This window comes from Catenovulum adriaticum (genome assembly GCF_026725475.1).
Lineage (GTDB): Bacteria > Pseudomonadota > Gammaproteobacteria > Enterobacterales > Alteromonadaceae > Catenovulum > Catenovulum adriaticum.
In genome coordinates this window covers 851,354-873,241 of sequence record NZ_CP109965.1, presented here as the reverse complement: position 1 = coordinate 873,241, position 21,888 = coordinate 851,354, and the positions used below count along the sequence as shown (strand labels likewise).

At 38.2% G+C, this 21,888-nt stretch carries 22 protein-coding genes and 4 tRNA genes; 7 read left to right on the top strand and 19 right to left on the bottom strand.

Annotated features, from left to right (window positions below):
- Window positions 1–35: 35 nt before the first annotated feature.
- From OLW01_RS03885 to dnaQ, 8 genes are all read right to left on the bottom strand, one after another.
- Window positions 36–413, bottom strand: coding sequence for a GreA/GreB family elongation factor (locus tag OLW01_RS03885; protein WP_268075356.1), 378 nt, complete (start codon window positions 411–413; stop codon window positions 36–38).
- A 164-nt stretch (window positions 414–577) separates the two neighbouring features.
- Window positions 578–958, bottom strand: a complete 381-nt coding sequence (locus OLW01_RS03880) for a GreA/GreB family elongation factor (RefSeq protein ID WP_268075355.1) — start codon at window positions 956–958, stop codon at window positions 578–580.
- 509 nt (window positions 959–1,467) lie between these two features.
- Window positions 1,468–1,544, bottom strand: a tRNA-Asp gene (locus OLW01_RS03875).
- A 76-nt stretch (window positions 1,545–1,620) separates the two neighbouring features.
- A tRNA-Asp gene (locus tag OLW01_RS03870) sits at window positions 1,621–1,697 on the bottom strand.
- Between the two features lie 47 nt (window positions 1,698–1,744).
- Window positions 1,745–1,821: transfer RNA gene (locus OLW01_RS03865), tRNA-Asp, on the bottom strand.
- 127 nt (window positions 1,822–1,948) lie between these two features.
- Window positions 1,949–2,025, bottom strand: a tRNA-Asp gene (locus OLW01_RS03860).
- A gap of 118 nt (window positions 2,026–2,143) precedes the next feature.
- Window positions 2,144–3,610: a TIGR03503 family protein gene (locus OLW01_RS03855; RefSeq protein ID WP_268075354.1), complete on the bottom strand. Its 1,467-nt coding sequence runs from the start codon at window positions 3,608–3,610 to the stop codon at window positions 2,144–2,146.
- 33 nt (window positions 3,611–3,643) lie between these two features.
- The gene (gene dnaQ, locus OLW01_RS03850; RefSeq protein ID WP_268075352.1) at window positions 3,644–4,357 is read right to left on the bottom strand and encodes a DNA polymerase III subunit epsilon; all 714 of its coding nucleotides are present in this window, start codon (window positions 4,355–4,357) and stop codon (window positions 3,644–3,646) included.
- Window positions 4,358–4,942: 585 nt separating this feature from the next.
- On the opposite strand from dnaQ, the gene rnhA reads away from it, so the two are divergent.
- A complete protein-coding gene (gene rnhA / locus OLW01_RS03845; protein ID WP_268075350.1) occupies window positions 4,943–5,404 on the top strand; it encodes a ribonuclease HI in 462 nt (153 codons plus the stop codon).
- Window positions 5,405–5,480: 76 nt separating this feature from the next.
- On the opposite strand, the gene OLW01_RS03840 is transcribed toward rnhA, so the two are convergent.
- The gene (locus OLW01_RS03840) at window positions 5,481–6,242 is read right to left on the bottom strand and encodes a class I SAM-dependent methyltransferase (RefSeq protein WP_268075348.1); all 762 of its coding nucleotides are present in this window, start codon (window positions 6,240–6,242) and stop codon (window positions 5,481–5,483) included.
- A gap of 60 nt (window positions 6,243–6,302) precedes the next feature.
- Between OLW01_RS03840 and gloB the strand changes: the two genes are divergently transcribed.
- The 3 genes from gloB (at window position 6,303) to yaaA (ending at window position 9,567) form a co-directional block, all read left to right on the top strand.
- Window positions 6,303–7,073: a hydroxyacylglutathione hydrolase gene (gloB, locus tag OLW01_RS03835; RefSeq protein ID WP_268075345.1), complete on the top strand. Its 771-nt coding sequence runs from the start codon at window positions 6,303–6,305 to the stop codon at window positions 7,071–7,073.
- 80 nt (window positions 7,074–7,153) lie between these two features.
- A complete protein-coding gene (locus OLW01_RS03830; RefSeq protein WP_268075343.1) occupies window positions 7,154–8,770 on the top strand; it encodes a LysM peptidoglycan-binding domain-containing protein in 1,617 nt (538 codons plus the stop codon).
- Between the two features lie 20 nt (window positions 8,771–8,790).
- Window positions 8,791–9,567, top strand: coding sequence for a peroxide stress protein YaaA (yaaA, locus tag OLW01_RS03825; RefSeq protein WP_268075340.1), 777 nt, complete (start codon window positions 8,791–8,793; stop codon window positions 9,565–9,567).
- Between the two features lie 159 nt (window positions 9,568–9,726).
- Here the strand turns inward: yaaA and OLW01_RS03820 are convergent, their stop codons facing one another.
- From OLW01_RS03820 to folB, 3 genes are read right to left on the bottom strand one after another with little or no spacing between them, the layout of a single operon-like run.
- On the bottom strand, window positions 9,727–10,527 hold the full coding sequence (locus OLW01_RS03820) for an undecaprenyl-diphosphate phosphatase (RefSeq protein WP_268075338.1): 801 nt from the start codon (window positions 10,525–10,527) through the stop codon (window positions 9,727–9,729).
- Complete coding sequence (folK, locus tag OLW01_RS03815; protein ID WP_268075336.1) at window positions 10,524–11,018, bottom strand: 2-amino-4-hydroxy-6-hydroxymethyldihydropteridine diphosphokinase; 495 nt, start codon at window positions 11,016–11,018, stop codon at window positions 10,524–10,526. Before folK ends, OLW01_RS03820 begins: the two co-directional genes overlap by 4 nt.
- Complete coding sequence (gene folB / locus OLW01_RS03810) at window positions 11,018–11,368, bottom strand: dihydroneopterin aldolase (protein ID WP_268075333.1); 351 nt, start codon at window positions 11,366–11,368, stop codon at window positions 11,018–11,020. Before folB ends, folK begins: the two co-directional genes overlap by 1 nt.
- A 194-nt stretch (window positions 11,369–11,562) precedes the next feature.
- On the opposite strand from folB, the gene plsY reads away from it, so the two are divergent.
- Window positions 11,563–12,153: a glycerol-3-phosphate 1-O-acyltransferase PlsY gene (gene plsY, locus OLW01_RS03805; RefSeq protein ID WP_428980182.1), complete on the top strand. Its 591-nt coding sequence runs from the start codon at window positions 11,563–11,565 to the stop codon at window positions 12,151–12,153.
- Window positions 12,154–12,167: 14 nt separating this feature from the next.
- Here plsY and OLW01_RS03800 read toward each other — a convergent pair whose 3' ends face one another.
- From OLW01_RS03800 to OLW01_RS03780, 5 genes are read right to left on the bottom strand one after another with little or no spacing between them, the layout of a single operon-like run.
- Window positions 12,168–13,805 carry a GGDEF domain-containing protein gene (locus OLW01_RS03800; protein ID WP_268075329.1) on the bottom strand — a complete coding sequence of 546 codons (1,638 nt, stop codon included), beginning with the start codon at window positions 13,803–13,805 and terminating at the stop codon, window positions 12,168–12,170.
- A 49-nt stretch (window positions 13,806–13,854) separates the two neighbouring features.
- Window positions 13,855–14,145 (bottom strand): GIY-YIG nuclease family protein, encoded by a 291-nt coding sequence (locus tag OLW01_RS03795; RefSeq protein ID WP_268075327.1) that lies wholly within the window; start codon window positions 14,143–14,145, stop codon window positions 13,855–13,857.
- Between the two features lie 3 nt (window positions 14,146–14,148).
- A complete protein-coding gene (locus tag OLW01_RS03790; RefSeq protein WP_268075325.1) occupies window positions 14,149–14,508 on the bottom strand; it encodes an MmcQ/YjbR family DNA-binding protein in 360 nt (119 codons plus the stop codon).
- A gap of 15 nt (window positions 14,509–14,523) precedes the next feature.
- Window positions 14,524–16,359: an ABC transporter ATP-binding protein gene (locus OLW01_RS03785; RefSeq protein WP_268075323.1), complete on the bottom strand. Its 1,836-nt coding sequence runs from the start codon at window positions 16,357–16,359 to the stop codon at window positions 14,524–14,526.
- Window positions 16,360–16,406: 47 nt separating this feature from the next.
- Window positions 16,407–16,754, bottom strand: coding sequence for a HopJ type III effector protein (locus tag OLW01_RS03780; RefSeq protein WP_268075320.1), 348 nt, complete (start codon window positions 16,752–16,754; stop codon window positions 16,407–16,409).
- A 196-nt stretch (window positions 16,755–16,950) separates the two neighbouring features.
- Between OLW01_RS03780 and OLW01_RS03775 the strand changes: the two genes are divergently transcribed.
- A complete protein-coding gene (locus OLW01_RS03775) occupies window positions 16,951–18,735 on the top strand; it encodes a choice-of-anchor I family protein (protein ID WP_268075317.1) in 1,785 nt (594 codons plus the stop codon).
- Window positions 18,736–19,280: 545 nt separating this feature from the next.
- Here OLW01_RS03775 and OLW01_RS03770 read toward each other — a convergent pair.
- Together OLW01_RS03770 and OLW01_RS03765 are read right to left on the bottom strand one after the other, a co-directional pair.
- A complete protein-coding gene (locus OLW01_RS03770) occupies window positions 19,281–19,883 on the bottom strand; it encodes an HAD family hydrolase (RefSeq protein WP_268075315.1) in 603 nt (200 codons plus the stop codon).
- 52 nt (window positions 19,884–19,935) lie between these two features.
- Window positions 19,936–20,916: an aldo/keto reductase gene (locus OLW01_RS03765; RefSeq protein WP_268075313.1), complete on the bottom strand. Its 981-nt coding sequence runs from the start codon at window positions 20,914–20,916 to the stop codon at window positions 19,936–19,938.
- A 248-nt stretch (window positions 20,917–21,164) separates the two neighbouring features.
- On the opposite strand from OLW01_RS03765, the gene OLW01_RS03760 reads away from it, so the two are divergent.
- Complete coding sequence (locus tag OLW01_RS03760; protein ID WP_268075310.1) at window positions 21,165–21,797, top strand: YiaD family glycine zipper/OmpA-like lipoprotein; 633 nt, start codon at window positions 21,165–21,167, stop codon at window positions 21,795–21,797.
- The last annotated feature ends 91 nt before the right edge of the window (window positions 21,798–21,888 follow it).

Below are 21,888 nucleotides of genomic sequence, written 5' to 3'. Positions count from 1 at the left end.
ATTTGCACGAAATATTTAAAATGTCTCAATTTGGCTTATTGAGTGACCCATACAACCTCAACGGTCTGCAGCGACCGCTGGACTTGCCAGTTAATGCGCTGACCTGTACTCAAGCCAATAATTGCCGAACCGATAGGCGCAAAGACCGAAATACCATCATCATATTTGCTAATGTCTTCTGGTAGGCACAAAGTTTTAGTAAATGTCATATCGGTTTCTAACACTTTGAATTTCACCTGACTGCCAATAACAACAACATCATTTGGCATTTCTTTATTTGGTAGTATTTTAGCCCGAGCTAGCTCTTCCTCCAAAGCATCAACCAATTCCGCAGGTAATTTGCGCTCTTCCAATTGCCGTTCAATTTCCGCTAAATCAGTTGACGAAATGATAATTTTGGGTTTATTTTCCATCGTAATTCTTCTATGAGTAAATGTTTAAAAATAAGATTCTTAAGAATCACCTAGCAACCTAATAATTCACTTATTTAATCTAAACTTGAATCACTGCACAGTTCAAAATCCAAGCCATGCTGTGTTTGGTTTTTCCTCCATTTTTAATGATTTATTAAAATTGCTTACCGTCCAATACTGAGCACTTTCCAAGCACTTGAATGTTTAAGAGTATCGACATAAACAATACTTTCTCGCTGACACCCTAATAACTCAGAGCCCAAAGTTGATAAGTAAGAGATGTCACCTATCTCAATACATGCCTGCTCAGGACTAACTACTCTTAAATTCATAATTTGGTGAGTGGCTAAATTTTTTAAGACAACTCGACAACCCACTCTAATTTTATTCTCTAACCGAGACGCATGAGTTTGACTGAACTCAAACCGATTCAGAAAAATACTGAGCTTTACAGGGTTCATTAAAATTTGATAACTAGCGTCTCTAAATGCACAGTTTAAAAGGCAAATTAAAGATTTTTTAAAACAATAAATACAATTAAGCACGGCTTTTTCTCCAACCGAACTGAGTAAAAAATTTTATAAGGGGGATGTAAAAATAGAATAGCTGCCGAGCGTAAAGCCTACGCTCGGCTTAAATTGGGAAGGTGAGTAAGTTACTCTTAATAATACTGATCGTGTATTTTTTAGACATAGTTTCCTCTAAGGTGACATTCAAGTATAGCTTTAAGAAAAATATATACAAGGTTTAAAAATTCACGTTATAACTAACCTTAACTCGAATTAAGGTTCACTAGAAAACTTAAAGATCTTAAAAATTATAGGCAATGACCTGAAGAAATACTTATATCTGGTCTATGGGCAAGAATAACGGTCTGGCCGCTAGTGTTAAAAAAAGCTAACCGACTGAGCGGGTACTAACGCATCTAGATTTAATACAAAAACAGAGTTAAGTCAGCTCGACTAGTCTGATAAAAAGGCAGCACAAAAAAATAGTAATATTTTTAATAATTAAAACAAGATATAGGGGGATATATTTATCAAGAACAGATAAATGGCGGAGTGGACGGGACTCGAACCCGCGACCCCCGGCGTGACAGGCCGGTATTCTAACCAACTGAACTACCACTCCGCAGTGGTATGATTTACATTTCGGTTTTAGCTTAATATTTTAAAGCTTCACTCGACAGTGATTTAAAGTTGAATGATGGCGGAGTGGACGGGACTCGAACCCGCGACCCCCGGCGTGACAGGCCGGTATTCTAACCAACTGAACTACCACTCCGCAGTGGTATGCTAAAAAGCAAACATTCAAACTTCGTAAAAATATAATGGCGGAGTGGACGGGACTCGAACCCGCGACCCCCGGCGTGACAGGCCGGTATTCTAACCAACTGAACTACCACTCCGCAGCGATATATTTTTAATTTAGGTATTTTAGCTTATTTAGATAAATTAAAACCGTAAAGAATTTAAATTTAGCCAATTAAGACAACCACTCCACAGTGGTGTTATTAAAACCAATTGCAATAAAGTTGGCGGAGTGGACGGGACTCGAACCCGCGACCCCCGGCGTGACAGGCCGGTATTCTAACCAACTGAACTACCACTCCGCATTACCTTAACTATCAAAGGTTTAATCTTCTTGTTGAGGTTCCCCTCCGTCAGAAGCGGGCGCAATAATAAGGACTCAAGCAAGTTGAGTCAACTGCTTTTTGCAAAAAAAATGAATTAAGTTTCTTCAGGCAAGGTTAAGTCGATAATATCATCACTTTCTGATGAAAAATCATCCATTAGTTGATTTTCTTGCTTAGTCTCGTTTTTATTCTGACTTTTTTTCTTAGACCAAAATTTTAGCTTGGCAACTGGTATCTGCTTCCAAAAAGGCGTTTTAGCTAAAAAACCATATTTAATTAAAATAAATGCCAATATAAAAATCACAAGGTTACAGCCAACAATAATAAGCATAATACTTGTCGCCGACATTTTAGGCTCCGCAGGCTCAGGTACAGGTTGCATAATTTGTTCAGCTAGCTGAGCTTCTAGATCTGGCGTATCTGCCACTACAGGCGTGGACGCTGCTATATTAAAGCTATATTCAGGGATATGAATCATCATATCTCGACCATTTTTATTTTTGCCAAATGCAGAGAGTTTTACTTTATAAGTACCAGCTCCATAGTTAAACAGCATAAACTGCTTTTTGTCAGTTTCTTCTTCAGGAATTGAAAATCGCTGAGACTCACCTGTTGGATAAAAAATTTCACCACTAAAAGCAAACGAGCTAAAGTTAATAAGCTCTGTATTCGCGCTAATATTTAAGCTATGCAACTCATTATCATCTAATGCGGTATCAACTTGCACATCAAACGGCACTGGATGCAAAATCACAGGATCGAGTAATAATTCGCGGTTAAATAGCCCTAGGTCTAAAAATAAACTAGGTACCCATTCACCGGATGCGACATTTAATTTAAATTCACCGGTAAAAACACTGTCTTTTCGGCGTTCATCAAACCCTTGTCCATCGTCTTTAAATTGTGCAACTTTGACCGAATCGGCAGCAAAATTTTGATATTCATTATTATTGGTACTTAAAAAAGTGACATCCAGTTGGACTACATCGCTAAAATTAGCGTACTGAATCGGTTTTCCACCATTTAATAAAGATGCGGTTAATTTAATAATTTCGCCTGAAAATAATAAACTAGGCAAAGGTTCAGCTTTTAATTGCACATCAGACAACACCATAATTTTACTATCGGGCGTAATATTACCGACTACTTGCCAAGGCCCTACCATAGGTTTTTTTAACTGAATCATGTCAAAAGTTAAATCGTCATACCACTGACCTTCAACTTGCTCAATGGTTGGCGCGTAAAGCTTACTACCATCAGGACGAATTAAAATGAGGGGGGCTGAACCATATTTACGAAAAAACACCATCACAATATCATCAACATGTTCATCTATTCTAAAACGATTTTGAATCAACTGGATGCTAGAAAGGTGGTCAGGTGCATCAACTAGCCGAATAACATCCATTGGGCCTAATGTTTGATTTGCTGTTTGCTGCTCTATTTCATCACTATCGAGAATAGGCTTTGAATTTATAATAGGTGGGCTTTGCGCCAAACTGGTACTACAGATAAAGGCAAGTAGAACATAGGTTTTAATTGATAAAATAATTTTTGCCATACTTGCCTTCATTTAATTGTTAGCTTTTATAAGCTAGCCTCGCCATAAACAACTTCCTGCGCTTTTTTCAATTAAATCAAGTCTTTCTTGATGCGCACTTATTTCATCGGCAGCTGCAGATAAAACCTTTAGCGGTTTTCGATCTGAATTTAAACGAATTATTTTTCCAACATCTTTGCTATCGCCACTATCTGACGATAAATTAAGTGCGGTTTGCCCGCCTGTCATTAATAAATAAACGTCAGCTAATATTTCTGAATCGAGCAAAGCGCCGTGCAACGTTCGATGCGAATTATCTATGCCATAGCGATCACACAACACGTCCAAATTGTTTCTTTTACCTGGAAATATTTGTCTGGCCATCGCTAACGTATCAGTAATGGTACATATATCTTCAGTTTTAGTTGAAATGCCTAACTTTTCAAATTCATAGTCCATAAAACCGACATCGAACGGTGCATTATGAATGACTAAATCAGCTCCTTTAATAAAAGCGATAAAATCATCCACAATTTCGGCAAACGAGGGCTCGTTTGCTAGCCTTTCATCCGTAATACCGTGAACTTGAATCGCTTCAGGATCAACACTCCGATCTGGTTTGATGTAAACATGAAAGTGATTACCGGTTAGCTTTCGATTAACCACCTCTACGCAACCAATCTCAATAATTCGATGGCCTAAATAAACTGGACCACCGGCCTGATTCATCCCTGTAGTTTCTGTATCTAATACGATTTGTCGTGACATGATCAACCTAATAGAAAATTAATAAATAATAAAATAGCAATTCCGGATTCAATCTATGCAAGCAAATTATCTCGCATAAGCACTCGTGTCTATTGACGTTTTGAGTACAAATTTTGTGCTAACTAAATACTTTTTGATCACGACGCCAGATAGGTAGCATAGTTATTCTCGGCAATATGCGCCTGCATTGCGCTACCTCTTGTATCCCACGTCGTATGCCCATATCTAGCACAGCTACCGCATCCTGCTCGCGCTAAGTACCTCCCCTTGTAAGCAACAAGAAGCAAAAGCGTTTAGCACAAACCCGAAGGGCAGCGTTTGTTTGGCATTTATTCTGTGTTGCCCCCACATGGATGTGGAGTAAGGTGACTTTGCAGGAGCATAAACTCTTTATAGCTCATTTATGTAGCTCACTACACATCAATCGCTATGCCTTGTATAAATACCAAAAACTGCTGCAAAATTGTACCCAAAAGATCAGCAGACCCTAGCAACTTGTTTAGGTATAATACACGTAAATCCGGTTTCAGCTTTTAATTTTAACACACAGCTGGCCTGAATCGATAATCACAGTAAGGAAAATAAATGAACACAGTAGAGCTTTATACTGATGGATCATGCTTAGGTAACCCCGGCCCCGGTGGTTATGGTGCGGTTTTACGATACGGTAATCATGAAAAAGAATTAAGCGAAGGTTATCAACTCACAACTAACAATCGTATGGAGCTATTAGCGGCCATTGTTGGTTTAGAAACATTAAACAAGCCTTGTCAGGTAATACTCACAACCGATAGTCAATATGTCAAAAACGGGATTACTCAGTGGATCCATAACTGGAAAAAGAAAGGTTGGAAAACCTCAGATAAAAAACCGGTTAAAAATGTCGATTTATGGAAGCGGCTTGACCAACAATGCCAACATCATAAAGTTGAATGGAGGTGGGTTAAAGGCCATACTGGTCATGCTGAAAACGAACGCTGTGATATTCTCGCTCGTGATGCGGCCAGCCAAAGCAAATTATTATCTGATACAGGTTATCAAACTTAATCAATAAATTTTTCGATCATCAATATGCTTCATATTACATCCTCATCTGAAGCATATTTAAAGCCACATTAGCAACTTAGCTATGCTTTGAGGTTGAATGCACTCCTGAACGAATCCGCACCCCTTGCCCTACCGGTTGCAATTGAGGCTTCACTTTCCATTTTGGTTTACTCGGGGTTAATGGCAACTCACGTTTACGAGCTACAATTAAATAAACGGCTCCAAAATGAGATAAGTATTGATGTGTAATAGCAGGGATCCAGCGCTTAGTGTAATGACCATGACGGCTAGATGATAAAGAACCATATACAAATCGCCGATCAGAAACTACCTCACAACCTAACAAATGTAGCCAGTCTTTAATTCGATTAGGATTGAAAAAACGAGCTTGGGATAAGCTCGACTGCCTCAATTTAGGTAAAAACCGAGTTACACCCGTTAAGCTTAACGGATTAAAACCTGTAATAAAAATATAGCCATTGGGAATTAATGCCCGATACGCTTCACGTAATACCTGATGAGGATCATGCGTAAATTCTAACGTATGAGCTAATAACGCTGCATCAACCGAGTGCTCCGAAAAAGGTAAATAATGTACATCGGCAATAACCCCCTGTTTTGCACCTGAAGTGGCTAAATTGATTTGATGTTTAATTGGACAATACGCAGTATCAATTTCAGAACTCAAATGGCCAATTTTTAACAAATGATATCCAAACACTTGCGGCCACCAAGGATTTAAATGGCGCTCAATTTGTTTTTGAACAAAGTTCCCCTGTGGCATATCCTGCCAATTTACAGGTGAATTCAATAATGCATCTTGCAGTGCTGGTTTCATCAAAGGCTCAACTTCAGTTACAATTAACTAAGTGTGTAACAATATTAGAGTAAATCAATTATGAATCAAGTCTTTGCATTAAAAGCGTTTGAAGATAACTATATTTGGGTTATTCAAAACCAATCACATTGCTTAATTGTCGATCCAGGTGAATCTGCCCCCGTGATTGACTATTTAAATCAACAAACCCAAATTACGCCCGTTGCTATACTTATCACACATCATCACTCTGACCATGTGGGTGGTGTACAAAAGTTAACGCAAATTTATCCTAACCTAAAAGTATATGGCCCAAAAGATAGTCCTTTTACAAAAACGGATTATTCGTTAGTTGACGGTCAAAAAATTCATTTTAATGAATTTAATTTAAGCTTTGATATATGCCATATTCCAGGTCATACCTTAGATCATATTGCGTATTATAATGATGACTGGCTATTTTGTGGCGATACCTTATTTTCAGTCGGTTGTGGCCGCATGTTTGAAGGTACAGCTAGCATATTCCAACACAGTTTAGAAAAACTCCGAGCATTAAGCGACGATACTTTAGTTTTTTGTGCCCATGAATACACCCAAGCCAATATTCGTTTTGCACTCACCATAGACACCGATAACCAAACATTACTTAACCATGCAAACAAAGTAAAACAACTGAGACAAAACAACCAAGCAAGTTTACCTACCACTTTAAAACTTGAAAAAGCGATAAACCCTTTTATTCGAACCCATATTGCGAGCATTCAAGCACAAGTAAGCAGCAAGTGGGGTCAAGTAGTATCCGAGCCAATTGAGACGTTTGCCGCACTCAGAGCACTCAAAGACAGATTTTAGCCGGAGCTAACCGCTTTTAATTGCTTTAATGAGCAGTAATCAGTAACATTCCGCTCAGATTTTTAAGGTGAAGGTTAGTTATGTATAAATGTGTATTTCCACTAGTTGCTTGTCTGGCATTATCAGGCTGTCAACAACTCTCTAAAGTACAACAAAGCGCAACCGCTAATGTCACAGACTCAGCAAGTGAAGATACCAACAATAACTTTATTGCAGCCGAAGTAAGTACTGACGAACTCGCAAATATTTCTGATGTTACAAATAGCGAACCCCAAACACAAAGTAACAAAGAATCAGCTTTAGTTTACGGCGATGTTTGGAAACGCATTCAAGCTCAGCTTAATTTTCCAATCCCCAATAACCGACGTTTGCAAATTCAGCGTACTTGGTATGCCAAACATCCAGACTACCTTAATCGTGTTGCTAAACGAGCCGAACCTTTTTTATATTATATTGTCGGTGAAATCGAAAAACGTGGTTTACCCATGGAATTGGCATTATTACCAATTGTTGAAAGTGCCTTTGACCCTTACGCACATTCTCATGTTAATGCTTCTGGTTTATGGCAATTTGTTCCGGGTACAGCGAAACATTTTGGTTTAGCTCAAAATTGGTGGTATGACGGGCGCCGCGATGTCATAGCAGCCACTAAAGCTGCTTTAGACTATCTTGAAAGGCTAAACAAACAGTTTGATGGTAACTGGCTCCATGCGCTGGCTGCATACAACTCAGGCGAAGGTCGAGTGGCTAGAGCCATTCAAAAAAACTATCGTGCTGGCGAGAATATTGACTATTGGTCACTAGAATTACCACGCGAAACCGATGCCTATGTTCCTAAATTATTAGCCCTAGCTGATATTTTTAAGCGCCCTTATAAATACGATTTAACCCTTTATAAAATACCAAACGTACAAACACTTGATGTCGTTGAGTTAGACCGTCAAATCGATTTATCGTTGGCTGGTAAATTAATTGACATGCCAGTAAAAGACATTAAAGCGCTAAACCCAGGTTATGACCAATGGGCAACCTCACCTGACGGCCCACACCGCTTTTTATTGCCAATTGAAAAAGCTGAGCTATTAGCACGTAAAGTTAAAGCCTTACCGGCCAATGAATTAATGACTTGGACTCGCTATAAAATTCAAAGAGGCGACAGCTTAAGCAAAATTGCAGAAAAATATAAAACCACAATGGCGGTTATTAGAAAAGCCAATAAAATAAAAGGTAACAATATACGAGCAGGTAGTTATTTACTGATACCCGGCCACGATGCTAGCGCCTCTCAAATTGCCGAGGTATCACAAGCAGCACAAACTAAAAGTGTGAGCACAAGTGAAACTAATGATATTGAATATATCGTAAAATCAGGTGATAGTTTTTGGGAAATAAGCCAAAAACACAAAGTTAGCATCAAAGAAATTACCAAATGGAATAACCTTTCTGCTAATGCATCAATTTTTCCTGGTCAAATTTTAATTATTAAACGAAAAGACGGCCAGATTACCGGCTTTGAACCTGGTACAGACACACAAAAAGTTAAATACAAAGTTCGACCTGGCGACTCCTTAGCTAGGATTGCACAAAAATTTAAAGTGTCTATTAAAGATATTGAAGCTTGGAATAAAATTAACCGAAAGAAATATCTACAACCTGGCCAAATGCTTGATTTACATGTTAATACCAGCCAAATTTAATTTTAATAGCGAGAACCATTATGTTAGTTGTTATATCACCGGCTAAAAATTTAGATTATGACACTCAGGCACCCAATACACACTACTCACAGCCTGAACTACTTGAATACAGCCAACAACTGATTGACGTTTGCAAACAGTTAAGCCCTGCAGACATTTCATCGCTGATGAAAATAAGTGATAAACTAGCTGGTTTAAATGCCGCTAGGTTTGCTCAGTGGCATCCAAATTTCACATTAGATAACGCAAAACAAGCCATCTATGCCTTTAATGGTGACGTTTACACAGGGTTAAATGCAACTCGTTTAAATCATAAAGATATTGAATATGCACAAACCCATTTACGCATATTATCGGGTTTATATGGTGTGCTTAAACCTTTAGATTTAATGCAAGCTTATCGCTTAGAAATGGGCACTAAGTTAGAAAATGAACGGGGCAGTAATTTATACCACTTTTGGGGTGAAATTATCACGCAAAAGTTAAACGATCAGCTTAGTGCCATTCAATCTGACATTTTAGTGAACCTCGCTTCAAATGAATATTTTAAGGCGGTTAAAGTAAAATCATTAAACGCATCTTTAATTACACCCACCTTTAAAGACTGGAAAAATGGTCAATATAAAATGATTAGCTTTTATGCCAAAAAAGCTCGTGGGTTAATGGCTAAATATATCATTGAAAACCAAGTTAAAACAAAAGCAAGTTTATTAAACTTTGATTCAGCTGGATATCAATATTCAGACGAATTTTCCACGGCAGATAAACCAGTATTTACCCGACGCCTAGAAGACTAAACGGGGCTTTGAACCAAGAAAACTAAAAAGGCGGGATACTTCAAAACAAGTATCCCGCCTTTTTAGTTTAAACAAGCTAACGAACACCTACTTAATGACCTGTTTAAGCTATCTGCTTTTTCTGCCCTACTACACCGACTACAGGGCTTTAAAAACACATTAAGCTAATACAAAATAGAACAATCCTACCCCTAGAATAAGACGATAAATCACAAACGGCAGCATGCCCATTTTTTCAATTAAAGCTAAAAACAAATAAATACAGGTATAGGCACTTGCAAACGATAATAGCGTTCCTAAGCCAATCGCTGTCCAATCTACAATTTCGTTTGAGGTAATTAATTTTAGTGTTTGGTAACCACCGGCAATTAAAATAATTGGAATTGACATTAAAAACGAAAAACGAGCCGCTGCGGTTCGATTAAGCCCTAGCATTAAACCCGCAGTAATAGTGATACCTGAGCGAGACGTTCCCGGAATCATTGCTATAGCTTGAGCAATACCAATAATTAACGCTTTTTTCCAACCGAGCATAGGCACATCTATATTTTGTTTTGCTTTTACATCCGCCCACCAAAGTAACAGGCCAAATACAATCGTTGTCGTCGCGATCACTAAACTTGAACGAGCGTATTGCTCAATCATATCTTTAAACGCCAAACCAAATAATAACGCCGGTATCGTGGCAATAATAATCCACCAAGCTAACTGGCTATTGGGCGTTTGTTGTTTGGTTTTCAAGCTGGTAAACCAAGCCCCTAATATTTCACACACATCTTTTCTAAAATAAATAAGTACCGCCGCCAGTGAACCAATGTGAACGGCTACATCAAAGGCTAGGCCTTGATCCTGCCACCCTAATAGCTGTGAGGGTAATATTAAGTGAGCTGAACTAGATATAGGTAAAAATTCGGTAAATCCTTGTAATAACGCCAGTACTACAATTTCTAAAATACTCATGTATTATTCCATTCAAAATTAACTTGCCATATTTTTTGGCTATGATTATTAAATTTTTGCCAAAGTTGCGCATAACTTTGGCCTGCAACTGGGTGTGATTTGTCGGCTAAAATCTCACTTAAAGGCTTTAATACAAATGCATTTTTTAGGATTTCAGCTCGAGGCAATTCGACAGGTTGTCGACACACTAAATCATCATAAATTAAAAGGTCTAGATCCAGTGTTATTTTAGCTTTATTGCTTTTTTGTCGATTACGTTGAAATTGTTGCTCTACAGCTTTAAACAAACGAATAGTATCGGATAAATTTAAATCAATCTCGCCAGCAAAAACAATATTTAAAAAATTGTCACCGCCAATTGAAACCGGCTCGGTTTCATACACAGGTGAAATGACCAACTGTTTAATAAAAGGGCGCAGCAAAAAAATAGCGGTTTTTAAATGAAATTCAGCGTTAATATTGCTTCCTAAACTCACCGCAATATTAGCCATTAAGATTTTCTCCGCTCAATTTGTACGCCAACAGTCGCCTCTTTAATTGCTCCGGGTTTTCGTATTTTTAACTTAACGTATTCAATATTAAACTGCTCAATCAACAAAGCTGCTATTTTTTCAGCTAAAGTTTCAATCAATTCAAATTGCCGTGACAGGGCAAATATTTGAATTTGAGCCACCACCGCGCTGTAATCTAATGCTAAGTTGATATCGTCCGTTGCTGCGGCAGGTCGGTTGGGCCAAGCTAAATCTAAATCGAGTATTAATTTTTGTTCTATGTGATGTTCCCAAGCAAACACACCAATTTTGGTCGTTAGCTCAAAATCATGAATAAAAACCATATCCATGCTGTTTTACCCTATCATCATGTATGCCAAGTACATTTAAAAATAACTATTCCAGTCGCTTCAAATGTGACTCGCTATATAATTTGAAGTCAATTACCAATGCTAGTAATGAATTATATTCACAAATATTGTAAGCTTCGTAAAACAAGGCAGTTTACCTTGTTTTTTAATAGGAAAAAACTCACTCTATGTCGATAATGCTGTTTGTTTTGTTGATCGCCAGCTATTTTGTAGGCTCTTTGTCAGGAGCCCGCATTGCGCAGCGCGTTTTTCATACAAACGACCCTACTCAGTCGGGCTCTGGAAATCCGGGCGCAACCAACGTATATAGAGTGTCGGGGTGGAAACCAGCGTTACTCACTTTAATGTTTGATGTATTTAAAGCGGTATTACCCCTTTGGGGATCTTATTTTTTAAATCTCCCCCCAATTGAATTAGGCTTAGTCGCCATTGCCTGCTGTTTAGGCCATATCTTTCCAATATATCATAAATTTAAAGGCGGCAAAGCAGTCGCGACAGCTTTTGGTGCTATGCTTCCTATTGGGCTTGAACTAGGCGCTATATTAATTTTTACCTGGGCGGTTAGTGCTTATAAATTTAAATACTCGTCACTTGCATCGCTTATTTCAGTTAGTTTAGCGCCTTTATATGTTTATTTACTCAAACCTAAATATACTATTGCGGTTACTATGCTCAGTATTTTAATTATTTTACGTCATCTGCCCAATATCAAAAGGCTACTCACAGGTAAAGAGCCTAAAATTCACGAAAAGCGTAAAGGTTAAAAATTAACGCGTTATCAGCACTTTTTACTGTGCTTGAGTCGATACATTCTTTGATCTGCTAATGTTAAACAATCAGACAAACTATTGCTCTCTATACTCGTTGCCAGTCCGTAACTTAATCCTGCGCTATTCCACTTACTCTGCTTTATTGCTTCATCAACATTTTCTAATAAATGTTTTAAAACACGGGTTAACTCTTCTACATTATCCGCTTGTTCATTTATGTTGACCAACCATATAAACTCGTCACCACCCGCACGATATATCTCCCCCACATCGGCTAGTTTCTTTTTCATTAAAGTACAAACTTCAATTAAATAGCTATCTCCCTGAGCATGACCCAGCTTGTCATTTATTGATTTAAACCCGTCGCAATCAATAAATACAATGCAATAAGGCTGGCCTTGTAATTGCTGCACGTCTTCGTTAAACGCATACCGGTTACCAATTTGAGTTAATGTGTCAACACGCGACATAACATAACTGCGTTTATACTCTTTTTGCTGAAGCTGTAACCATTCACTTAACGATAATAAAATACAAAAACAGTCAATAGCCAAAGCAGCAATGACTAAAAATTCAGACGAGCCAGTATAATTGATATCGGTCACGTGCAAGACAATAAAAAACAGTAAAGCTACACCATAAAAAAGATTACCGACTAAATAATATTTAGCACGGAAATCATTTTCGTTGAGCATAACAATCCCCGTATAAATGGCCACTGGTACCCAAACAATACCGATAATATGAGCAATAAAATAGCTACTTGAAAAAGGCAAAAATAACATTCCCGTCCCAAGTACGACACAAATCACGGACATAGTATTAAAAAGCCTGGCTAAACCAACGTGCTGCAGCTGGCAATAAAATAACAATTTAGTGAATTGACTCGCCGCAGCAATTGCAAATGGAAATAGCAACATCCCGAGATAAACAGGATTAAAATAGCCATGCAAAAAAAAGTGACCAAGCCCTCCAGAGGCAGCTAGCCAACCCAAGCCATGTAAACCGACATAACCAGCACAAGCCAAGGTTACCATTTGGCCCGTGCGAATAAATGCAAATAAAGCGATTGTTGCCAACGTTAACATGACAGATATTGCCATTAATGACGCCGCGTTATTTTGAAACAATTTCGGATAAAAAAGTTGATCTGGAATAATACTTGGCTGCACCGCCACTGGAAATTTTTTAGCATCTATATACAGCCACAAATAACCAGATTCTTGGGCGTTAAGTGCAAGTTGAAAGCTTTGACTGTGCAACATACGTATACTGTTGCCGTTGAGTTGGCCAAAGGTCGGTAGTTTAAATATTTGACCATCTGCCGATTGCCAATAGGCTTGACCAACATCTAAATAATTAGCATGAAGCTGAACAAACCAAATGCCATTTTGTGTTAATTTATTTGATAACTTTAGCTTTAAGCCAAATGCGCCATCTTGGCCTAGTGTGGTTTCTACTGGTTTGCTGTGTTCAATTGCCTGCTTAAGTAGAGCGAAGGATTTTGGAGCAGTAATTAAGCTTAATTTGCGCCATAAAAAGGATTCTTCCGGTCGTTTTATCTCAGAGTCCGTCAACTCCAAAGCAGTTGTAGGCAAACTGAATATCGAAATACCGAACCAAAATAATAAAACCCAAAAGCGCATTTTTCACTCACTTTTTATAAAGGTACATACAGCCACTCAATGGCTATTATCATGCACCCAAACCAATAGTAGGTTTATAACTAAATACCAATGCTTCCTTTTTTGCTTTAGGTAACTTTTTTAATTGTGCTTCTATTTTGCTCGCCGCTGATCGGTTTTCTACTTTATCTAAATAAACAATTGAAATGGCTTGGCGACCCTTAAAAAATTTAGCCTGACGTTTTTTATCCGTTTGGTGTTCTAACAAACGCCTTTGAGGATCAGTCGTAATGCCTGTGTAAAGCGCATTATCGCTCGCGCGTATTATATATACGTACCATGTCGTTTTTTTTACAACCATAATTTACAGCTTTATTTCAATCGAAACCCTGTCTTTTTTAGGCATACCTTTAACCACCAGCAAAAAGGAGTTATCTATCATTCTTTCTACTTCACCTTGAGGAATAGAGTCATCTAATATTATAGTATTCCAATGCTTTTTATTCATATGGTAGCCGGGTTTAACTGCATCAAATATTTCTCTTAATGCCAGTGCTTCCTGCGGTTCGCATTTTAAATTCATGTTATCAATACCGGCTTGAGCTGAAAGGGTCGCAAACATTTTTCCTTTCACTTTAAAAACAGCAACATTTGGGCCAAATGGATAATCTTCGCGCGTATCAGGTTTTGCTAATAAATAGTTTTTTATGCTCAAGGTATCCATTTATTTTCCTAAAAATTAATTTGTATCTACGCCAATAAAGCCACCGGTTTGATGGGCCCAAAGCTGCGCGTAAATACCGCCCTGTTCTATTAATGACTGATGTGAACCTTGCTCAACAATCTCACCTTTATCCAAGACAATCAGTCTATCCATTGCAGCGATAGTGGATAACCTATGAGCAATCGCGATCACAGTTTTGCCTTCCATTAATTGATATAAGCTTTGCTGAATCGCGGCTTCTACTTCAGAATCGAGTGCAGAAGTTGCTTCATCTAATATAAGTATAGGCGCATCTTTTAATAATACCCGAGCAATCGCTATTCGTTGTCGCTGGCCACCTGACAATTTAACCCCACGCTCCCCGACTTGAGCGTCGTAACCTTTATTGCCTTCAAAGTCAGTTAAATCTTGAATAAATGCATCTGCCTCTGCTTTTTTTGCTGCGGTTAATAATTCGGCTTCGGTTGCATTTTGCTTGCCATATAAAATATTTTCACGCACGGTTCGATGCAGTAACGAGGTGTCTTGAGTTACCATACCAATTTGAGCACGTAAGGTTTCTTGTTGTACCTTAGCAATATTTTGCCCATCAATTTCAATACTGCCTGAATTAATATCATAAAAACGCATCAATAAGTTAACTAAACTTGATTTACCTGCACCCGATCGACCAACAATCCCAACCTTTTCACCTGGCTTAATATTTAAATCCAATTTATTAAATACGCTATGTTCATCGCCATAATTAAAAGTAACTTGGTTAAAACTAATTTGTCCTTTTGTTACGGCTAACGCAGATGCCTCTTTTTGGTCTTGCACTTCTCTTGGTTTAGCTAGGGTGCTCATTCCATCTGCCACTGTGCCTATATTTTCAAATAAGCTGCTGATTTCCCACATAATCCATTGCGACATACCATTTAATCTAAGTGCCAAACTGACCGCAATTGCAATTGCCCCAACGGTAATTAAATTGTCTTTCCATAACCAAATTGAAACGGCACTAATCACAAAAGCTAAAATATAGTTACTAATCTGAACAAACGAGATCATACCTGTGGCAATTCGCATTTGTTTGTAGACGGTCTGTAAAAAGCCATTCATGCCTTCTTTGGCATAAGCCGCTTCTTGTTGGGTGTGCGCAAATAATTTAACTGTATTGATATTAGTATAACTATCGACTATTCGGCCAGACATAATAGAACGTTCGTTTGCTTGTAACATAGAAGCGCGTTTTAGCTTAGGCACGTAGTACATTTGAATGCCGATATAGGCCGCCATCCAAATTAAAATAGGTACTAATAAACGAATATCGGCTTGCGCAATTAACACTAACATGCTGATAAAATAAACGAGTACGTACATAAATACATCCAGCAGTTTCATCACACTTTCGCGGACCGCCAGCGCTGTTTGCATAACTTTAGTAGAGACTCGACCGGCAAAATCGTTTTGAAAAAAGCTAATACTTTGACCCAGTAAATAACGATGCGCCTGCCAACGTATTATCATCGGGTAGTTACCCAATAAGGTTTGATGAACAATTGCGGTATGAAACCAAATAACTAAAGGCGCAATCACTAAAACCAATATACTCATGACGATGAGTTTCGTTTGTTGCGTTTCAAAAAATTCTGCAGGCGTAGAGTTGGTAAGCAAATCCACCAGCTGACCCAAAAAACCCATTAACGAAGCTTCAATAACAGCCAGACACGCCGTTAAAAATGCCATGATAAACAGGTGTATCTCAATGCCTTTAGTATAGTGACGACAAAAAGCGTACAAAGTTTTAGGTGGCTGAACTGGCTGCTGTTCAGGAAACGGATTGACCAGTCGTTCAAAAAAACCAAACATTAAAAACACCTTGTTTATCAAATTTATCTATTTTGGGGAAATAAGAATTAGTCCGCTTTTGGACTCAATGCGATACCGTTAAATTCAATTCCCTGCCAACCAAATTGAATAAAGTTACGAATATTTTGATGATCGTCTGCTTCAGGGTGTTCAAGCACATCTTTTCGGTAGTAGTCACCAAATAAGTTTAACGTTTCAGCTTGGCTAAGTTGATGTAATTGAGCAAACGCAAAAATTTTACATGAGCCTGAATTTTGACCCGCTTTGTTGACAATATCACCATTTTTAAACTCAGTTTCGTTGAATTGGTAATTCGCTTCAATCACTTTCATGGTTTGACTGAATTCAATTGCCGATGGTTGCTGTTTTAAGTCAGATAAAAACGTATTAAGCATGATAAGACCTCGTAGAAAAAGAGCCAATATTCTACGCGATATAATAAGTCAAATCAGTTACTTTCTATAATTTTTCTCTGCTATCGACTGCAATAAAACTGACATTATTGCTTCAAATTTACATCACCTAAATGTCACATAAGTTCGCTAACTTATATCCTGCCCGCGCTTAATAAAACTATTAAAAGAGAATACCATGCTAAAAAAATCAATATTATCACTTGCCATTATTAGCTCGCTTTCAGCTTGCACCCTTGAACTAGATACAAAAGATGACTCAGAAAACACAGCAAACTCACAAAAGCTCACCTTTGAATTAGCAGGCCGTACTGTGCTCAATGCTGAATCACCAGAAGGTGCTGCTGAAATCGTTAGCTTTCACAAATCAACTGGTCATATATATGCCATTAATAGTTCAGGCGATAATGCCACCGTAGAAATTATTGACGGTAATAACATCAACCCAGAAGCTTTAACTAAAACAGCAGAAAATGTGGTTACCAATAGTAATTTAGTTATTTTACAAACTTTAGACGTTTCATCTGACGTAACTGGCGATGCTAACAGTTTAGCTATTGATGATAACAATCACATTTTAGCGGTTGCGATGGCAGCGCAAACAACAGGCGAAAAAGGCCATATCGCTTTTTATGATATATCAGGTGCAGCACCTCAGTTTATAAAATCAGTTGAAGTTGGGTATTTACCCGACATGGTTACTTTTACCCATGATGGGAAAAAAGCTGTGGTTGCTAATGAAGGTGAACCTAGCGGTGATTATACAATTGATCCAGTTGGCTCTGTTTCTGTAATTGAAATAAACGCAGGTATACCAAGTGATACCGCAACCGACATTCAGTTTGATTCACTAAATAACATGCAAGATTCATTAATGGCGCAAGGCGTAAAGTTTGCTAGCCCTCATGCAACTACGCTTGTCTCACAAGACTTAGAGCCTGAATACGTTAGCATTACTGAAGATAACCAAACCGCGTTTGTTTCTTTACAAGAAAATAATGCCATTGCTGTCATTAACTTGCAAACCAATGAGTTAACACAAGTATTTGGTTTAGGCTTTAAAAATTGGAACAACTACAAACTTGATGTATCTGACAAAGATGATGCAATAAATTTACAGTCTTATCAGCACTTATACGGTATGTATCAGCCCGATACGATTGCCAGTTATAAGGTAGATGGACGTAACTACGTAGTAACTGCAAACGAAGGTGATGCTCGTGAATACATAGATTCAGCATTATCTGGCGGTTCAGTTGAAGATGAAAATAAAGCCGCGTGTTTAGAAGCTCATCCTAATGGTCTTTATGATTTTGATGATGACGAAGAAGTTTGTTTTTCGTATTTAGAAGAATCTCGAATAAAAGATTTAGAGGATATAGCGCCACTGAGCACAGACCTTGAAGCTTTGGTTACCGCTAATGGTGGTAAAGATGGTTTAGGCAGATTAATTGTTACCACGGCTTTAGGTTATAACCAAATGGATAACCAGTACGAAGACTTTTATAGTTACGGTGCTCGTTCATTTTCTATTTTTTCGCAAGATGGTGATTTAGTGTTTGACTCAGGTGATGATTTTGAAATGATCACGGCTCAGAAACACGGTAATCAATTTAATAACAACGAAGACGAAAATGAAGGCGATACTCGCTCAGATGCAAAAGGCCCAGAGCCTGAAGCACTCACTTTAGGTAAAATAGGCGAACGTACTTATGCTTTTATTGGTTTAGAACGTATGGGCGGTATTTTTGTTTACGATATAACAAATCCGTTTGAAAGCACTTTCGTTGATTATTTTATCAACCGAGGCTTGGTTGAAGGTGAAGAGATTACCGGCGATTTAGCGCCTGAAGGTATGAAGTTTGTTTCGGCTAACGATAGCCCGACCGGCCAAGCTTTATTAATTATCGGCAATGAAATTTCTGGTTCCGTAGCCGTTTGGGAAATAAGCGTAGAGCAGTAAATTATTGCCTTATAATAGCGCAAAATCTTAACCACTATGGTTTTCTAAAAGATAAAAAGCCATAGTGGTTACCTAGGGTCTGTTGACCTTTTGGGTACAATTTTTCAGCAGTTTGTTTGGTATTTATACAAGGCATAGCGATTGACGTGTAGTGGGCTACATAAATGAGCTATAAAGACTTTATGCTCCTGCAAAGTCACCTTACCCCACATCCATGTGGGGCAACACAGTAGAAATGCTAAACAAACGCTGCCCTTCGGGTTCGTCCTAAACGCTTTTTGCTCTTTGTTGCCTGCATGGATGCAGGTACTTAGCGTGAGCAGGATGCGGTAGCTGTGCTCGATATTGACATAGAAGAACTATGCTACATATCTCGCGTCGCGATCAAAAAGCGTTTAGTTAGAACAAAATTTGTACTCCAAACGTCAACAGACCCTAAGCAATCAAATATTGTTTCTGTTGCCACTCAATCCTGAGCAAGCTCATATTTTTGAAGAAATTGAAAGTATCCGTGATATCAAATAGCCCTGCACAAGAGCAACAATTTAGAGCACATTTAACTCAATTAAAGTTTGCTTTACTTGCTCAAACCCTACCACCCTGTAAGCACAAATTCCACAAGCTGTGGCCGCATCGACATTAATCTGATTATCATCTAAAAATAAGACTCGATCTGGTGACCTATTTAATTGCGCTAGCATGATTTGATAAATGGACACTTCAGGTTTAACCTCGCCCATTTCAAAAGAAACGAACGGCGTATCGATCAAATCAATGACCCCAGTGTTAACCACCTCTTGCCAATGCAAGGTATTAGTATTGGTCAAACAGGCTAATTGGTATTGAGGTTTAAGTTGTTTTAATAGTTCTGCTACTCCACTAAACATTCCTTTTATCCAACCGGAGTAAGATTGTTTAAAAGTTTGATAATCGATAGGCAATTTAAATTCAGTTATTATGTTTTTAATAAAAGTATCTTCATCCATTTGACCCGATTCAAATGCACGTACGGCAGGCGAATTTATCCATTTAAGCCAAAATTCCGGTAAGCTTTCTTGATTATTTCGCCAATCTAAAATTGCTTGAACACCAGAAATATCTAATAATACGCCACCTAAATCAAATACAATAACGTCAAATTTTTGCACTCGGTAATCTCCTTATTTAATTCGTCAAAATCATTCACTTTTCGTTAATTATTTATGGCAACTCTTCGCCGCGTGCTAATTCAAATAATTGATACCAGTGCTCAGGTGTTAAACGAATGCTTTCAACCTGCGCACAAGCTTTAACGCGCTCAGGTTTTAAACTCCCCACTACCGTTTGCATATTCATGGGGTGTCGCCATAAAAAGCCAAGCACAATCGATTCAATGCTAGTTTGGTACTCTGCCGCTAACTGAGCGACTCGTTCGGCCGTTTTTTGCATTGGCTTAGTAGCCACTTGGATTTTACCACCACCAGCAAACAAACCTTGCGCCATACTGCCCCAGCTTTGCATTTGAATGTTATTTAAACGACTATGCTCTATCGTACCTGGATTAAACCCAATTTGAGATAAACGGGTTTGATTTGCGTGCACCCCTTCATTTAGCCAACCTAACTGCGCCAAACTCATTTCAATTTGATTGGCGATAATCGGCATTGGGCAAGCTTGCTGCAGTAAATCAATTTGGAAAGCATTCATATTAGATACCGCAAAATACTTAACTTTACCGCTTTGTTTTAATTGACGAAAAGCATCCGCGACCTCTTCTGGCTGCATTAAAGGATCAGGGCGATGCAGAGATAAAATGTCTAAATAATCTGTATTTAACCGAGTTAATGACTGCTCTACACTTTTTAAAATCCAATCTTTTGAGAAATCGAATCGCTTTACCTTTTGATCTGCCCCATTGCTAAATCGAATACCACATTTAGACTGAATGATCATGCTATCTCGTAGCTGATTTTGCTGCTTTAAAGCTTGACCAAACGCAGCTTCGGCCAAACCATGCGAATAAATATCAGCATGATCAAACATATTAATACCTTGCTCTAAACAGGTATCAACCATATTGCAAGCTATTTTAACATGTTCACTTTGCAGTGAATTGGCTTGCCAGTTGCCCCCCAAATTCATACAGCCGTATATGAGTCGGCTCGCATGAGGCAAATAAGTATGGATAGGTAGAGTTTGCATAAAAGAGTCCGGTTTGATTAATAATAAGCTGCTTGAGGTAAGCGCTTTGGCATTTGTAATGAGTAATAGATTATATGGATTCAGAGTTAATTAAAAGTGCGACTTAGTGCATACGTTTGCAAAAATTCAGTTTATATTCAGTTATTAACGCTATAATAGCGGGTATATGTTTATTATGTATTATTTAACAATTAGGATTAGTTATAATTATTAATCTTGTATTTCAAACAAATAATGGAGTTTGTAAGATGATAAAACCAATTAGTAAAATATGTGTTTCAGTCACAACAGCCGCCCTATTGGCCAGCTGTGCAGCAACTAATACAGAAAAAGGCGTTGCCATTGGCGCAGCAGCTGGTGCGGTTTTAGGTAAGTCAACATCTAACCATTCAACTAAACGCACCGTTTTAGGCGCGGGTATTGGTGCTATTTTAGGTGGTGCAGTTGGTAAATATATGGATAACCAAGAAGAAGAATTAAAACAAGAGTTAAGCGATTCAGGCATTGAAGTCATTCGTGAAGGCGATTCACTACGCTTGGTGATGCCTTCAAACATTACATTTGCAACTGGCCAATCTAATATTACCCCTAACTTTGCTCCAATTTTAGACGATTTAGCTCGGATTTTAACGCATTATGACAAAACCATTTTATACATTGAAGGTCACACTGATGATGTAGGCAGCTTTGATATGAACCAAAGATTGTCAGAAATGCGAGCTTTAAGCGTACGAGATGGCTTGTTAAATCGTCAGGTTAATCAAAACCGTTTAGCAACTCAAGGTTATGGTGAAAGCCGACCATTAGTGGCTAACAATAGTGAGCAAAATCGTGCGATGAACCGACGAGTAGAAATTAAAATTATCCCAAATGAAAAATAGTTAGCACCAACTGTATTTGATCCCTTGAGATACTCAAATGAAGGGATCAAATGCGATTTTTGTCTACCTTTTAATGAATGCCACCGTTACG